The organism is Mesorhizobium sp. M0833 (assembly GCF_040319905.1).
In the GTDB taxonomy this organism is placed as follows: Bacteria; Pseudomonadota; Alphaproteobacteria; order Rhizobiales; family Rhizobiaceae; genus Mesorhizobium.
Map to the genome: position 1 here is coordinate 19,708 of NZ_JAMYOQ010000018.1, position 12,722 is coordinate 32,429.

General features: G+C 64.4%; 15 protein-coding genes and 1 pseudogene. 7 read left to right on the forward strand and 9 right to left on the reverse strand.

Features of this window, described 5'->3' with window-relative positions; all coding sequences use genetic code 11:
- Positions 1–35: 35 nt before the first annotated feature.
- A complete protein-coding gene (locus NKH98_RS20375) occupies positions 36–1,028 on the reverse strand; it encodes an adenosine kinase (RefSeq protein WP_352901011.1) in 993 nt (330 codons plus the stop codon).
- A gap of 208 nt (positions 1,029–1,236) precedes the next feature.
- Between NKH98_RS20375 and NKH98_RS20380 the strand changes: the two genes are divergently transcribed.
- Both NKH98_RS20380 and NKH98_RS20385 read left to right on the forward strand, forming a co-directional pair.
- Complete coding sequence (locus tag NKH98_RS20380; RefSeq protein WP_502894285.1) at positions 1,237–2,127, forward strand: DMT family transporter; 891 nt, start codon at positions 1,237–1,239, stop codon at positions 2,125–2,127.
- An 85-nt stretch (positions 2,128–2,212) separates the two neighbouring features.
- Positions 2,213–2,506: pseudogene (locus tag NKH98_RS20385) on the forward strand (EI24 domain-containing protein); the annotation flags it as partial.
- Here the strand turns inward: NKH98_RS20385 and NKH98_RS20390 are convergent.
- The 4 genes from NKH98_RS20390 to NKH98_RS20405 form a co-directional block, all read right to left on the reverse strand.
- Positions 2,503–3,501, reverse strand: coding sequence for a proline racemase family protein (locus NKH98_RS20390; protein WP_352901014.1), 999 nt, complete (start codon positions 3,499–3,501; stop codon positions 2,503–2,505). The pseudogene NKH98_RS20385 and the gene NKH98_RS20390 sit on opposite strands and share 4 nt — an antisense overlap.
- A 14-nt stretch (positions 3,502–3,515) precedes the next feature.
- The gene (locus tag NKH98_RS20395) at positions 3,516–4,319 is read right to left on the reverse strand and encodes an isocitrate lyase/PEP mutase family protein (RefSeq protein WP_352901015.1); all 804 of its coding nucleotides are present in this window, start codon (positions 4,317–4,319) and stop codon (positions 3,516–3,518) included.
- A 77-nt stretch (positions 4,320–4,396) separates the two neighbouring features.
- On the reverse strand, positions 4,397–5,254 hold the full coding sequence (locus NKH98_RS20400; RefSeq protein WP_352901017.1) for a hypothetical protein: 858 nt from the start codon (positions 5,252–5,254) through the stop codon (positions 4,397–4,399).
- 75 nt (positions 5,255–5,329) lie between these two features.
- Complete coding sequence (locus tag NKH98_RS20405) at positions 5,330–5,740, reverse strand: SRPBCC family protein (protein WP_352901019.1); 411 nt, start codon at positions 5,738–5,740, stop codon at positions 5,330–5,332.
- 81 nt (positions 5,741–5,821) lie between these two features.
- Between NKH98_RS20405 and NKH98_RS20410 the strand changes: the two genes are divergently transcribed.
- Entirely contained in the window at positions 5,822–6,406 is a 585-nt protein-coding gene (locus NKH98_RS20410) for a TetR/AcrR family transcriptional regulator (RefSeq protein WP_352901020.1), read from the forward strand.
- A 33-nt stretch (positions 6,407–6,439) separates the two neighbouring features.
- On the opposite strand, the gene NKH98_RS20415 is transcribed toward NKH98_RS20410, so the two are convergent.
- From NKH98_RS20415 to NKH98_RS20425, 3 genes are all read right to left on the reverse strand, one after another.
- On the reverse strand, positions 6,440–7,096 hold the full coding sequence (locus NKH98_RS20415) for an HAD family hydrolase (RefSeq protein ID WP_352901022.1): 657 nt from the start codon (positions 7,094–7,096) through the stop codon (positions 6,440–6,442).
- Positions 7,096–7,581 (reverse strand): dUTP diphosphatase, encoded by a 486-nt coding sequence (gene dut, locus NKH98_RS20420; RefSeq protein WP_254816143.1) that lies wholly within the window; start codon positions 7,579–7,581, stop codon positions 7,096–7,098. Before dut ends, NKH98_RS20415 begins: the two co-directional genes overlap by 1 nt.
- Positions 7,582–7,665: 84 nt before the next feature.
- The gene (locus NKH98_RS20425; protein WP_352901024.1) at positions 7,666–8,136 is read right to left on the reverse strand and encodes an Lrp/AsnC family transcriptional regulator; all 471 of its coding nucleotides are present in this window, start codon (positions 8,134–8,136) and stop codon (positions 7,666–7,668) included.
- 114 nt (positions 8,137–8,250) lie between these two features.
- Here NKH98_RS20425 and NKH98_RS20430 point away from each other — a divergent pair, with 114 nt between their 5' ends.
- Complete coding sequence (locus NKH98_RS20430; protein ID WP_023717932.1) at positions 8,251–8,466, forward strand: DUF6356 family protein; 216 nt, start codon at positions 8,251–8,253, stop codon at positions 8,464–8,466.
- 170 nt (positions 8,467–8,636) lie between these two features.
- On the forward strand, positions 8,637–10,010 hold the full coding sequence (locus NKH98_RS20435) for an amidase (RefSeq protein ID WP_352901204.1): 1,374 nt from the start codon (positions 8,637–8,639) through the stop codon (positions 10,008–10,010).
- On the opposite strand, the gene NKH98_RS20440 is transcribed toward NKH98_RS20435, so the two are convergent.
- A complete protein-coding gene (locus tag NKH98_RS20440; RefSeq protein WP_352901027.1) occupies positions 10,004–11,080 on the reverse strand; it encodes an NAD(P)/FAD-dependent oxidoreductase in 1,077 nt (358 codons plus the stop codon). The genes NKH98_RS20435 and NKH98_RS20440 overlap by 7 nt on opposite strands.
- Positions 11,081–11,197: 117 nt before the next feature.
- On the opposite strand from NKH98_RS20440, the gene NKH98_RS20445 reads away from it, so the two are divergent.
- Together NKH98_RS20445 and NKH98_RS20450 are read left to right on the forward strand one after the other, a co-directional pair.
- Complete coding sequence (locus NKH98_RS20445; protein ID WP_352702454.1) at positions 11,198–11,788, forward strand: TetR/AcrR family transcriptional regulator; 591 nt, start codon at positions 11,198–11,200, stop codon at positions 11,786–11,788.
- Between the two features lie 4 nt (positions 11,789–11,792).
- Complete coding sequence (locus tag NKH98_RS20450) at positions 11,793–12,710, forward strand: haloalkane dehalogenase (RefSeq protein WP_352901030.1); 918 nt, start codon at positions 11,793–11,795, stop codon at positions 12,708–12,710.
- Positions 12,711–12,722: the final 12 nt, after the last annotated feature.

A 12,722-nucleotide genomic window follows, 5' to 3' on the forward strand; every position in this document is an offset into this window, starting at 1 on the left:
TCCCCTTGTTGTGGGGGAAGGGAAGAGGCGCCGCGCTACAGCAACCCCGCCTGTTCGGCCTCGCGGCGCAGATTCTGCCGTGGCCTTGGGCCGATCTGCTGGATGACCAGCCCGGCCGCCAGCGAGCCGAGGTCGCCGCACGCCTTCAGGCTGCGGCCTTGCGTGTAGCCATAGAGGAAACCGGCGGCATAGAGGTCGCCGGCGCCTGTCGTGTCGACCAGCTCGCGGATCCTGGTCGCCTCGATGGTGACGGTCTCGTCGCCGCGCACGATCACCGAGCCCTTTTCCGAGCGGGTGACGGCGGCGATCTTGCAATCCTTGCGGATCTGCGCCAGCGCCTCGTCGAAGGACGCGGTCTGGTAGAGCGACTTGATCTCGTGGCTGTTGGCAAAGACGATGTCGACGGTGCCGGAGCGCATCAGATCGAGGAACTCGTCGCGGTAGCGGTCGACGCAGAACGAGTCCGACAGGGTCATCGACACTTCGCGCCCGGCGGCGTGGGCGAGTTTCGCCGTCTGCCGGATCGCTTCCTTGGCGCGCGGCGGGTCCCACAGATAGCCCTCGAAATAGGTGACGGCGGCGCCCGACGCCTTGTCGGCCTCGACGTCCTCCGGGCCGAGCTCGACGCAGGCGCCGAGATAGGTGTTCATCGAGCGCTCGCCGTCCGGCGTGACGAAGATCATCGAGCGCGCCGTCGGCGGTTCGCCGTTGAGCGGCTTTGTGTCGAAGGCGACGCCCTGGGCATGGATGTCATGCGCGTAGATTTCGCCGAGCGCGTCGTTGGAGACCTTGCCGAAGAAGGCGGCGCGGCCGCCGAAGGAGGCAACGCCCGCCGCCGTGTTGCCGGCGCTGCCGCCCGAGGCTTCGATGGCCGGGCCCATGCGGCTGTAGAGCAGTTCGGCGCGCCTTGTGTCGATCAAATTCATCGCGCCCTTGATGATGCCGTTGGTCTCCAGGAACGCCTCGTCGCACTGGGCGATGATGTCGACGATGGCATTTCCGATACAAAGCACGTCATAGTCCGGCATCAATTCATGTCTCCGCCAAAAGCCACCGGCTTTCTGCCACGCCGGGCGCGGGCGGGTCTAGCGGTTTGATGCGGCTTTGCCTAGCGGCGATCCGACGAATGTCAGCATAGCGACCATCGTTGGATGGCGGCCGAAGCATTTCCCGCGTGCCTGGCTTACAAGCATCGCTGAGATGAGCGATGCCCAGAGGTTCCAGCCGGCCATGTCCATGAAAACCGACACGAGGATCGAACTGCTGCTGCTCGTCGTATTGGCGCTGCTGTGGGGCGCATCCTACAGCTTCATCAAGATCGGCGTCGCGACGATCCCGCCGGTAACGCTGATCGCCGCGCGAACCCTGATGGCGGGTGGCATCCTGTTCGCCCTGATCCGCTGGCGCGGGCTGGCCTTGCCGCGTGATGCCGCAAGCTGGCGCCGGTTTGCATTCCAGGCATGCCTCAACAGCGTCGTGCCGTTCACGCTGATCGCTTGGGCCGAGCGCTCGCTGGATGCCGGGCTGGCCACGATCCTGAATGCGACCTCGCCGATCTTCACCTTCTTGCTGACCGCCATGATCACCCGCCATGAACCGGCGACCATGCGCAAGCTGTTCGGTGTCGCGGCGGGAATCGCCGGAATATGCCTCGTTGTCGGCGCCCCGGCGCTTGGCGGCCTCGGACAGCAATCTTTGCCGCAACTTGCCGTGGTCGCGGCGACGATCTGCTACGCCGGCGCTGCCGTTTTCGGCCGCGGCTTCAGGGGGCTCGACCCGATGGTGCCGGCCGCCGGTTCGATGCTCTGCGGCGCCGCGATGCTGATCCCTTTGAGCCTTGCGTTCGACCGGCCATGGACCTTGGCGCCATCGACAGCTTCGGTCCTTGCGCTGCTCGGGCTTTCGGTGTTTTCGACCGCGCTGGCCTTCTCGATCTATTTCCGCCTCCTCCATACGCTGGGCTCCGTCGGCACCACCTCGCAAGCCTATCTGCGGGTGCCGATCGGCGTTGCCATCGGAGCCGTGCTCCTTGGCGAAAGCCTTGGTCCGAGCGCGTGGTGGGGAATGGCCCTGGTCGTCGTCGGCGTGGCGGCGATGACCATTCCCCAGGCGAAGGTCGCGCGCTAGGAAGCCGCGCTTGCGACTTGGGCGGTCTCCGCCTATTCGGAGATATCAGCCACGGGCATGTTTGACATGGAATTGGAAACGCCGTGGCAACATCATCGCTCTGCTGCTTCTGCTGGTGCCGGGCATCAACATCGCCGCCTTTTTCATCGTTAACGGTTATCTGCTCGGGCGCGAGTTCTTCGAGTTCGCCACCATGCGCTTTCGCCCGGAGGCCGAGGCCAGGGCGCTGCGCAGAAAGCACGCGGTCACCGTATTCCTGGCCGGGCTGGTCGTCGCCGCTTTCCTGGCCGTGCCGCTGCTCAACCTTTTGACGCCGCTGTTCGCCGCCGCCATGATGGTGCATCTGCACAAGGCGATCTCGGTGCCGGAAGGGAGCTAGCGCAGCAGGAAACCCCTGCCCAGGTCATCATCGTCCTCGACGATGAATTCGGCACGTCCTGAGTAATAGGCGCGGCCGCCGACGCGGGCGATGATGGCATCATGCGGCCCGGCTGTGGCCGTGCGTGCGACCGCGCCGGAAAAGCGCGAGCCGGCGATGCTCTCGAACAGCCGCGTCCGGCCAATCTCGATCTGGCCTTTGGCGTGCATTGCCGCCAGCCGCGCGGTGACGCCCGAGCCGGTCGGCGAACGGTCGACCTCGGCTTCGGCGAAAACGCAGATGTTTTTGGTCGGCGTATCGGAGAACGCATCCTGTCCGTCGGTCAGGATGGTGCCGTAGAGAAAGGCGAGATCTGCATGGTCGGGATGCGACAGCGGCAATTCGGCCTTGAGCTTATCGGTCAGCGCGGTCGCTGCATCGACGAAATCGCGCACCCAATTCCTGCCGAATTCCAGCCCGAATTGGCGGCAGTCGGCGAGCGCATAGAACGCGCCGCCATAGGCGATGTCAAAGCCGACCGGACCATAGCCCGGCAGCTCGATCCGCCGGTCGCGGGCGAACAGAAACGCCGGCACGCTTTCGAAGGACACCGCACCGGCCTTGCCATCCCTCACCTCGACCGCAGCCGAGATCAGCCCGCATGGCGCCTCGATGTTGACGGTCGTCAGCGGCTCGCGTGGCGCCACCAGCCGCTCGTCGACGGCGTAGCGGCCGAGCGCGACGATGGCGTGGCCGCACATCGTCGAATAGCCCTCATTGTGCATGAACAGCACCGCGAGGTCGGCGCCCGGCAGGTCGGGCTCCACCAGCAGCGCGCCATACATGTCGTAATGGCCGCGCGGCTCGAACATCAGGACCTTTCTGAGATGATCGAGATGGTCGCGCACATAGGCACGCTTTTCGAGGATCGTGCCCTTGGGAATGTCAGGGTAGCCGCCGGTGACGATCCGCAGCGGCTCGCCGCCGGTGTGCATGTCGACGACGGTGAGGGTCATTCGCCGGGCCCGACCTAGGCTGAAGATTTGGCAAACAGCGCCTGCAGCTTGCCGAACGGCATGGCGGCGCGGGTGAAGCCGAAGGTGCCATCCTGCTGGATCTCGCGCGCCGCGGTCTCCAGCATGCCGAAGGCGAAATTGGTGAGCCATGGACCGAGCGAGACGCGCTTTACCCCTGCCATGGCCAGGTCGGCGATGGTGAAGCCGGGTTTGGCCATGACGTTGACCGGCTTGGTCAGCGCCGAGCAGACGGTTCGCACCATCTCGATGTCGCCCAGCCCCGGTGCATAGAGCACGTCGGCGCCGGCCTTCTCGAAGGCCTGCAGCCGCTTGATCGTATCGTCAAGATCGGGCTTGCCCCACAGGAAATTCTCGGCCCGCGCGGTGAAGACGAAATCGCGTTTCAGTGCCCGTGCCGATTCTGCCGCCGCCGCGACGCGCTCGACGGCATGCGCAAAATCATAGATCGGCTTGTCGGGCTCGCCAGTATGGTCCTCGATCGAGCAGCCGGCGAGGCCAGCCGCCTCGGCGGCGAAGATGGTCTCGCCGGCACTTGTTGCGCTGTCGCCCTTGCCCTTTTCGAGATCGGCCGAAACCGGCAGCCCGGTCGCCGCCGACACTTCACGGCAATGATGGATCATCGCCTCGAACGTCACCGCACCATCGGGCAGGCCGCGCGAAAAGGCAAAGCCGGCGCTGGTCGTGGCCAGCGCCTTGAAGCCGAACGACGCCAAGAGCTTGGTCGTCCCGACGTCCCAGGAATTGGCCATGACGAAGATCGAGGCATGCAGGTCGCGAAAAATCTTACCCTTGTCCATGGATGCTCCCCTCCAGTGCAGAATGTGAGGCAAATTCTAGCCCGGCGGAAGGCGCCGGGCAAACAAATGCGGTTGGCTCAGAAGCGTTTGGCGTTGTCATCTGCCAATCGGTCCAGCGCATCGGAATCCTTGACGTAGCGCGAAGCATTTTTGTCCCAATGATAGGTGACGGAAATGTCGCGCGAAGACGCCTTTGGCGGCTGCTGGCCGTCGCAGCTTTCTTCTCCCGGTAGCGTCGCGTCCGTCACTGTGACCTTGATGGCCGCATAAGGCTGGCCGTCGGCCATCACCTGGAACGCCGCATTCTGTGTCCTCCTATGAGTGCAGAGGTTTTCGTCGAACGTATAGATCATGTCGATCAGCTCGAACCTGTCGTTGCGGACCATGATCAGCGGCGTGATCCCATAGCCCTGGCTCGAATTGAAATGCATGCTCATGCTGATGATGGCGTCGTCACCAGGCCCGATCGGCAGCTTGCCCGGATCGCGAAGATAGGTGATGCGGTCGACGGCGACATTGACCGCGTCGAGCAGCGCCGGCTTGCCGGTGATGTCGTAGAGTGCCAGCACGGCATAGCCCTCGGCGCTGTCAGGCGAGTCGCCAAGGTCGAACAGCATGGTCAGCCGCTCCTTGCCGCCGGCCTTGATGCCGAGCACGCCGGCGTTGGAAAGACCCGACGTCGCCGGCGGGGAGCCGTCGTAGTCCGGACCAGCGATGTGGCGCATCTCGATCGGCGTCGAACCCCGGAAAAAGCCGTCCTTGTCCGCGGTCAGATCGGGAATGACCATCCTGGCGAGGTCGAGATAGGTGACATCGCCGTGGCCGGGGACGGCGCTGCCGAGCTCCGGGAAACTGACGGCCTCGGCGCTGGCCGTCGTCCAAAGACAAGGCAGCAGCAGGCAGGCAAGGATGAAACGAAACAGGGAGAAGGCCATGCGCGCGCTCGTTATGTCGGGCGCGCGCAAGCTAGAGCATTTTGCGGCCAAGAGGAAACACCTGGCGTTCCCCCGCTATGTTGGTTTGGCTTCGGTTGCCAGGGTCAGCTGGAAAACAGGCACCAGCTGATCCATGGCGGCTGCGAGCCACGCGCCGAGTTCGTCCGGCAGAGTGTCGTGGATCCAGACCAGGCGGCTCCGGCCCTCGCCCTCGGCAAAGACCTGCATGGAGGTGTTATCGTGGGTCACCTCATCGCCGAGCCATCCCCACACGATGCGCCGGCTCTGCTCGTCGCGGGCGATGAGCCGCTCTCGCACAATCTTGCCGTCGGCGAAAGTAAGGGCCCGTACGTCGTCCTCATCCACCCTGCAGTCCACGAAAACGCCTGGGGCTATCCGTTGGGCGCCGCCGGCGAAGTCGCCGACCGTCGCCCATACGCTTTCCGGTGAAGCATCTACGATGATTTCCCTGACTATCGAAGCCATGTTCGCCTTTCCTCCATTAGTAGGTAGACCTGTCTGTCTACATATGGATGTATACAGACCTGTCTGCTATATAGTCAAGGCATGTCCGCACCCCGAATCAACGATCGTCCCGAAAGTCTTGCGCGCCGTCGCATCCTCGATACGGCGACCGCGCTGTTTTCTCTGGAGGGGGTGCGCGCGGTCGGCATCGACCGCATCATCGCCGAGGCCGGCGTTGCCAAGGCGACGTTCTATCATCACTTCGCGGCCAAGGACGATCTGGTCCGCGCCTACATCGAGGAGCTCAGCAAGGGAGGACGGGCGGCAATCGCGCGCCTTGGGCGGCGGCCACCTCGCCAGATGATCCTTGCCATATTCGATCTCATCGCCGATGCGGCAGACCAGCCGGGCTACCGCGGCTGCCCGTTTCAGAACGCCGCTGCCGAATACCCCGATCCCAGCAGCCCGGTTCGCCAGGCGATCGATCAGCATCGTCACTGGAAGTGGGGCATCCTCAGGGATCTGCTGATCGCGGATGCAAATCCCGATCCGGACCGCACAGCGGACGCGCTAACGGTGGCGGCCGACGGGCTCCTTGTCGTCAGTCATCTCGACAGGCCGGCCAAGCTGCGCACTCTCATACGCGACACGGTCGACCGAGTACTTGGAGCCCCACGCCCGGTCTGAGACCGGATGCGCATGCAGCCTGCGCCAAGGCGGTCAGTGGATCGGCACCAGCCCGGCCAGTTCACGCATGTCGTCGAACAGGATACCGCCAGCTTCGATCAGTCCATCGCGGTCGGAAAGCGGGTCGCCGTGGTAGGAATAGACGCGCATGCCGGCGGCGATGCCGGCTGTCGTCCCGGCGACGCTGTCCTCAATGACGATGCAGTCGGCGGGCGCGAAGCCCATCGTCGCTGCCGCATGCAGGAAGAGGTCGGGGAACGGCTTGCCACGCGAGACCATGGTCGAGCTGAACAGCGCATGCTCGAACAGCGGCAGCAGCCCGGTCTGGCCGAGTGTGATGTGCATTTTCGACACCCGTGCCGACGAGGCGACGCAGGTGGCGGTGCCGGCGGCGTGCACGGTTTCGATGAACTCGCGAACGTAGGGGATTGCCTCGATGCCATGTGCGAACAGGTCCAGCAGGCCGGCGTTCCAGCGCTCGACAAAATCGGCGCCAAGGCTGACGCCGGTCGCCTCGACTTCCTTCTGCACCGAGACCATGCTGCGGCCGGAGAAATTCTTGCGGCAATATTCGAAGCTGGCCGGAAAGCCTGCCGCGGTCAACCATTCGGCGAGGCGCCGATTGGCCAGGTTCTCGGTATCGACCAGAACCCCGTCGCAATCGAAGATGACGAGTTTGGGTATTTTCATCAAGCGGTGCCGGTCGATCCGAAGCCGCCCGAGCCGCGCGCTGTGCCGCCGGCCAATGTGCGCTCCTCGACGGTCGCCTGCGTTACCGGGGCGAAGACGATCTGGGCGATCCGCATGCCCCGCGTCACCGCGAAATCCTCGTCGCCGAGATTGATCAGCAGCACCTTGACCTCGCCGCGATAGTCGCTGTCGATGGTGCCCGGCGTGTTGAGGCAGGTGAGCCCGTGCTTGAAGGCGAGGCCCGAACGCGGCCGGACCTGCCCTTCGACGCCCTCCGGAATTTCCAGGACCAGCCCGGTCGGCACCAGCGCGCGCTTTCCCGGCAGGATCAAAAGCGGCCTGTCGTCGGGGACGGCGGCGCGCAGGTCCATGCCGGCGGCGCCCGAGCTCTCATAGGCGGGAAGCGGCAAGCCCTCGCCATGCGGGAGCCTGACGAAACCGACAGCCGGACCGATGACGGAGGTAGGATAAGGTGCTGCGCGCATAAGGCTGATCCTATCGTCGCGAACGCTGGTTCAGTCAACTCGGCGGCAATGCTATCAACGGCTTTCTTTCAGCGCAGTTCCGCCTCAGCGCAGTTCCATCGGAACGACCGTGGTCTCCTTGATCTCCTCCATGACGAAAGAGGCCGAAACGTCCGACAGCGCCACCTTGGCGATCAGCCGCTGGTAGAGCCGGTCATAGGCCTTCACATCGGCGACGCGGGCGCGCAGCACATAGTCGAGATCGCCGGACATGCGGTAGGCGCCGGTGATCTCGGCAAAGCCGGTCACCGCCGCCCGGAATCTTTGCAGCCAGTCGGGATCGTGGTTCGAGGTGCGGATCAGGATGAACACCGAGAGGCCGAGTCCGAGCTTGTCGGCGTCGACCAGCGCCACCCGACCGGTAATGACGCCGTCTTCCTCCAGCCGCTTGACCCGGCGCCAGCAGGCATTACGCGACAGCGATATTCTTGCCGAGAGCTGGTCGACGGACAGCGTGCCGTCGCGTTGCAGTTCGGCCAGCAATCTCCGGTCTATTTCGTCAATTTCCACCATCATGTGGGATATTTGTCCCAAAATTTGGCTTTAGACAAGGACAATTTGAGACCGATGAACCTGATAGCCGTGGCAGGATATTCATCGCTGGCTCTCATGCCGGCAGGAGGGATCGACATGACAGCACGGCTTGCAAGACTTTTCACCTCTCACCCGGCCGCGGTCGGCGAGAGCTATTTCGGCCATATGGCTTTCGCCGCATGGTTCTCGTCGCGATTGTTCATGGCGGCCTTTGCCGCGCTCATTCATGCTTTCTTGCCGTTTCTGTTCGAGACCACGGCAAGCGGCATCATCCGTGAGCTCTACGAACGGACGCATAACCGGGGACGGTAAGCCGTAGAGGTGCCGATCGCGGCGAGGGCGCGGTACAGCGCCCCCTCAAAACATCCCGGCAGCGCAATCCCGATCAAGCGCCGCCGTCGTCGAAATGCCGAGCCAGGCTTGAAGCCGCGCCGCAATCCACCATTTTGAGGAGCGCGACGCGATAGCCCGGAGCGGTCATGATGGATATCGTCTTTTCCTCGACCACCAAACTGGCCGCGGCCATCCGCGACCGTACGGTTTCCGCAATAGAAGTGCTGGACGAGCATCTGGCGCAGATCGACAGGCACAATGAGGCGGCCAATGCCGTCGTCACGCTCGACAGGGAGGGGGCTCGCGCTCGAGCGAAGAAAGCCGACGAAGCGCAGGCGCGCGGCGAGGCACTTGGGCCGCTGCATGGCCTGCCGTTCACACTGAAGGACACGCACGAAACCGCTGGCATGAGAACCACCGTCGGCTTCCCGGCCTTCGCCGACTATGCCCCGAGGGCAGACAGTTCGGTCGTTGTCCGGCTAAAGGCGGCAGGCGGCATACTGGTGGGCAAGACGAACGTGGCGACGATGCTGGGCGACTGGCAGTCGAGCAATCCGCTATTCGGCCGCACCGGCAATCCCTGGGATCTCCAGCGCACCGCCGGCGGCTCCAGTGGCGGTGCAGCGGCGGCGCTCAGCACCGGAATGACGCCGTTCGAGGTCGGCACCGACATGCAGGATTCGATCCGGCTGCCGGCCGCCTTTTGTGGCGTCTACGGCCTCAAGCCGACCGAGCACCGCGTCTCGCTCGCCGGCGCCTTCCCCGATCCAGTCGGGGCGCCGCGCAGCGTGCGGCTGATGTCCTGCCTCGGACCGCTGGCGCGCAGCGTCGAGGACCTGGCGCTCATCTACGGCCTCATCGCCGGGCCGGATGGAAGCGATACCGACCTTGCGCCGGTCCCGGTCGAAACCATGCCGGAGCTGGACCTCAAAAATTTGCGCATTGCCGTCGCGCCGTCCTTTCCGGGCTTTCCAGTGGCCGGCGAGATCAGCGCGGCGGTCGAAAGTCTGGCAAAAGAGCTTCAGGCTGCGGGCGCCATCGTCGAGGAAGCCGAATTGCCGGAGTTCGACCTGCATGACGACCTGAAGCAGGGCGGCGTCCTGATCGGCATGATGCTGGAGGCGGCGCAGCCCGAACCGCCGGAGAAGCCGACGCCGGTCTCGCGCTGGTTCGAGGCGCTCGCCCGCCGCGACCGCTCCATCCTGGCATGGGAACGGTTCTTCGACGGTTGCGACGCCTTGCTGTGCCCGGTCGCCATGGTCACCGCCTTCGCGCATTGCGAGCCGGGAACGCCGATCGAGGTCGACGGCGAGAAGCAAAGCTACTGGATGCTGCCGGCCTATGGCGCGGTGTTCAACTACAGCGGCCACCCGGCACTGTCGCTGCCCTGCGGACAGGATCGCGACGGCCTGCCCATCGGACTACAGCTTGTTGGCAAACGCTGGTCGGAGTCGCGCCTGCTCGGGATCGCCAGGGCCATCGAGCCGCTGGCCGGCGGCTTTCGCCGGCCGCCCGGTTATTGAGTAAACCGCGCCAGCCCGTAGGGATCAAGTAGCGGATCGCGCTCGCCGTCGAGGATTTCGCGGGCGGCGAACAGGCCGACGGCCGGCGCCAGCGTGATGCCGGAATGCATAACGGCGACGTAGACGCCGCCCGTGCCTTCGGCGCGGCCTATGATGGGAAAGCCATCGACCGGCGTCGGCCGGTAGCCAATGGTGTGGAAATCGAGTTCCAGCCCATCCGCGCCGCGCAGCATCGCCTTCATCGCTGCAAACAGGTCGCGGGCGGTGGCCGCGGCATCCATGCCGGGATCGGCGCCGCCGAAATCCGAGCCGGCGATGACGCGGCCTTCCGCCGTCTGGCGCATATGCAGTCGGTCGCCGATCACCAGCCCGTTGAGCAGCTTTTCGTAGGGGCGCGAATGCACGATCAGGCCGGGTGGCGTCTCGATCGGTAGTTCTATTCCGGCTGTTGCCGCTAGTGCAGGAGAGCCGGCTCCGGCCGCGATCACCACCTCGTCGGCAGCAATCCGCCCGCCGGATGTATCGACGCCGGCAATCCTGCCGTTGGCCTGCACAAGCGCGGTCGCGGTAACTCCCGTCAGCAGCCGCGCGTCGCGCCGTCCGGCGTCGGCCAGCAGTGCTTGCGTGGTGGCGACCGGCTCGGCGACACCTTCCTTGGCGACATGAAGGGCGAAGTCGGGAAGCCCGGTCAGATTGGGCTCGATGCGTGCTGCGGCGGCGCGGTCGACACGCTCGATGCCATAGCCCCATAAGGAATGTTCGGCGGCATAGGCTTCCAGTTCGGCCGCGGGCAGGTCCCAGCACAGGCCACCGCACCATTGCAACGGGATGCCCGGCACCTCGTTCGCCAATCGCGTCCATTCGGCCATCGATCGAGTCCGTAGCCGGAAGTAAGGCTGCGGATTACCCCAGCTGGCATTGATCCAGGCAAAGGAATTCGGCGTCGCGACGCCGCCGGCACCGCTGCCGGCAATGACCGTCACCTTTGCTCCGGCCCTGGTCAGGTGCCAGGCGATGGAGGCGCCGATGATGCCGGCGCCGATGACGATGACTTGTTTCGCCGCTGCCATGCTTCACTCCTCGTTCCAACGCCACCACTGCGATGCCATTGCCCGTGGGTTCTGCCAAGAGCGCGCGGTATAAAATATGCTTCTTGACTTTAATACGTACGTACGTATTATACCGGCATGGCTAGACATTCACTTCGCGAAAAGCTTCTCGACGCCGGTTTCAAGACCATCTGGAGTTCCGGCTATTCGGCCGCCGGCGTACGCGACATCGTCGCCGCGGCCGATGCCCGCCCGGGGTCCTTCACCAATCATTTTGCCTCCAAGGAGGCGTTCACCGGCGAGGTGCTGGACCGCTATTTCGCCTATGTGAGCGGTTTGGTGGAGCAGGCCCTCGCCCGGGACGGCACGCCCCCGGTCGGGCGCTTGCGCCGCTATCTCGAAATCATCACGTCGAAGCTGGAGGCGCATGATTGGGCACGGGGCTGCATGATCGGCAATCTCAGCCTCGAGACGGCGGCTCACAGCGAGGCGCTGAGGCTGCAACTCGTCGCCATTTTCGAACGCTGGCGCAAGCCCTTTGCCGAATGCATCGCCGAGGGCCAGGCGGCCGGCGATATCACCGACGCGTTCGATGCCGAGGATCTCGCCGATTTCCTTTTGAGTTCCTGGCAAGGCGCGATGCTGCGCATGAAGGTGGAGCGCAGTCCCGAACCGCTGGAGCGTTTCAAGAACATCGTCTTCAAAACAGTCTTCGCAAAAAGGAGCTGATCCGATGAACCCGAAACTCGAAAAGCGCAGAATGTTGCCGCGCTCGCAAGTCGCGGTACTCGATTCCACCATTTCCTATGTCGAGGCAGGCACGGCTGGCCCGACAGTACTCTTCCTGCACGGCAACCCGACGTCGTCCTACATCTGGCGCGACATCATCCCGCATGTAGCGCCGTTCGGCCGCTGCATAGCGCCCGACCTGATCGGCTATGGCCAATCCGGCAAGCCGGACATCGACTATCGCTTCTTCGACCACGTCCGGTATCTCGACGCTTTCATCGAGACGCTTGGCATCACCGACATGGTGGTCGTCGCGCAGGACTGGGGTACCGCCCTTGCCTTCCATCTCGCCGCCCGGCGGCCGCAGCGGATCCTCGGCCTCGCTTTCATGGAATTCATCCGCCCCTTCGAGAGCTGGGACGATTTCCACCAGCGTCCGCAGGCGCGCGAATTGTTCAAGGCAATGCGCACGCCTGGCATCGGTGAGAAGCTTGTTCTGGAAGACAATGTTTTCGTCGAAAAGGTGCTGCCGGCCTCGGTTCTGCACACGATGAGCGATGCTGAAATGGCAGCTTATCGGGCGCCGTTCCCGACACCGCGATCGCGCAAGCCGATCCTGAGGCTGCCGCGCGACCTGCCGATCGAAGGCCAGCCCGCCGATGTCGCCGCCATCAGTGAGAACGACCATCGGGCGCTCCGGGCTTCCTCCTACCCGAAGCTGCTTTTCTCAGGCGATCCGGGCGCCCTCGTCTCGCCGCAGGCGGCACGGGAATTCGCAGCCGGCCTGAAGAACTGCCGGTTGATCGATCTCGGACCCGGCGCGCATTATCTGCAGGAGGACCATGCCGACAGGATCGGTACCGCCGTTGCCGAGTGGATTCCCGAGATAGCCTTCGAGAGCCATGCCGCCGAACCGGCGTGACGTTATCACGCC

Bases quoted from the DNA above. Each gene is read 5' to 3' on its own strand.
- NKH98_RS20375 (WP_352901011.1), bottom strand. From the start codon at position 1,028: ATGCCGGACTATGACGTGCTTTGTATCGGAAATGCCATCGTCGACATC.
- NKH98_RS20380 (WP_502894285.1), top strand. From the start codon at position 1,237: ATGAAAACCGACACGAGGATCGAACTGCTGCTGCTCGTCGTATTGGCG.
- NKH98_RS20390 (WP_352901014.1), bottom strand. From the start codon at position 3,501: ATGACCCTCACCGTCGTCGACATGCACACCGGCGGCGAGCCGCTGCGG.
- NKH98_RS20395 (WP_352901015.1), bottom strand. From the start codon at position 4,319: ATGGACAAGGGTAAGATTTTTCGCGACCTGCATGCCTCGATCTTCGTC.
- NKH98_RS20400 (WP_352901017.1), bottom strand. From the start codon at position 5,254: ATGGCCTTCTCCCTGTTTCGTTTCATCCTTGCCTGCCTGCTGCTGCCT.
- NKH98_RS20405 (WP_352901019.1), bottom strand. From the start codon at position 5,740: ATGGCTTCGATAGTCAGGGAAATCATCGTAGATGCTTCACCGGAAAGC.
- NKH98_RS20410 (WP_352901020.1), top strand. From the start codon at position 5,822: ATGTCCGCACCCCGAATCAACGATCGTCCCGAAAGTCTTGCGCGCCGT.
- NKH98_RS20415 (WP_352901022.1), bottom strand. From the start codon at position 7,096: ATGAAAATACCCAAACTCGTCATCTTCGATTGCGACGGGGTTCTGGTC.
- dut (WP_254816143.1), bottom strand. From the start codon at position 7,581: ATGCGCGCAGCACCTTATCCTACCTCCGTCATCGGTCCGGCTGTCGGT.
- NKH98_RS20425 (WP_352901024.1), bottom strand. From the start codon at position 8,136: ATGATGGTGGAAATTGACGAAATAGACCGGAGATTGCTGGCCGAACTG.
- NKH98_RS20430 (WP_023717932.1), top strand. From the start codon at position 8,251: ATGACAGCACGGCTTGCAAGACTTTTCACCTCTCACCCGGCCGCGGTC.
- NKH98_RS20435 (WP_352901204.1), top strand. From the start codon at position 8,637: ATGGATATCGTCTTTTCCTCGACCACCAAACTGGCCGCGGCCATCCGC.
- NKH98_RS20440 (WP_352901027.1), bottom strand. From the start codon at position 11,080: ATGGCAGCGGCGAAACAAGTCATCGTCATCGGCGCCGGCATCATCGGC.
- NKH98_RS20445 (WP_352702454.1), top strand. From the start codon at position 11,198: ATGGCTAGACATTCACTTCGCGAAAAGCTTCTCGACGCCGGTTTCAAG.
- NKH98_RS20450 (WP_352901030.1), top strand. From the start codon at position 11,793: ATGAACCCGAAACTCGAAAAGCGCAGAATGTTGCCGCGCTCGCAAGTC.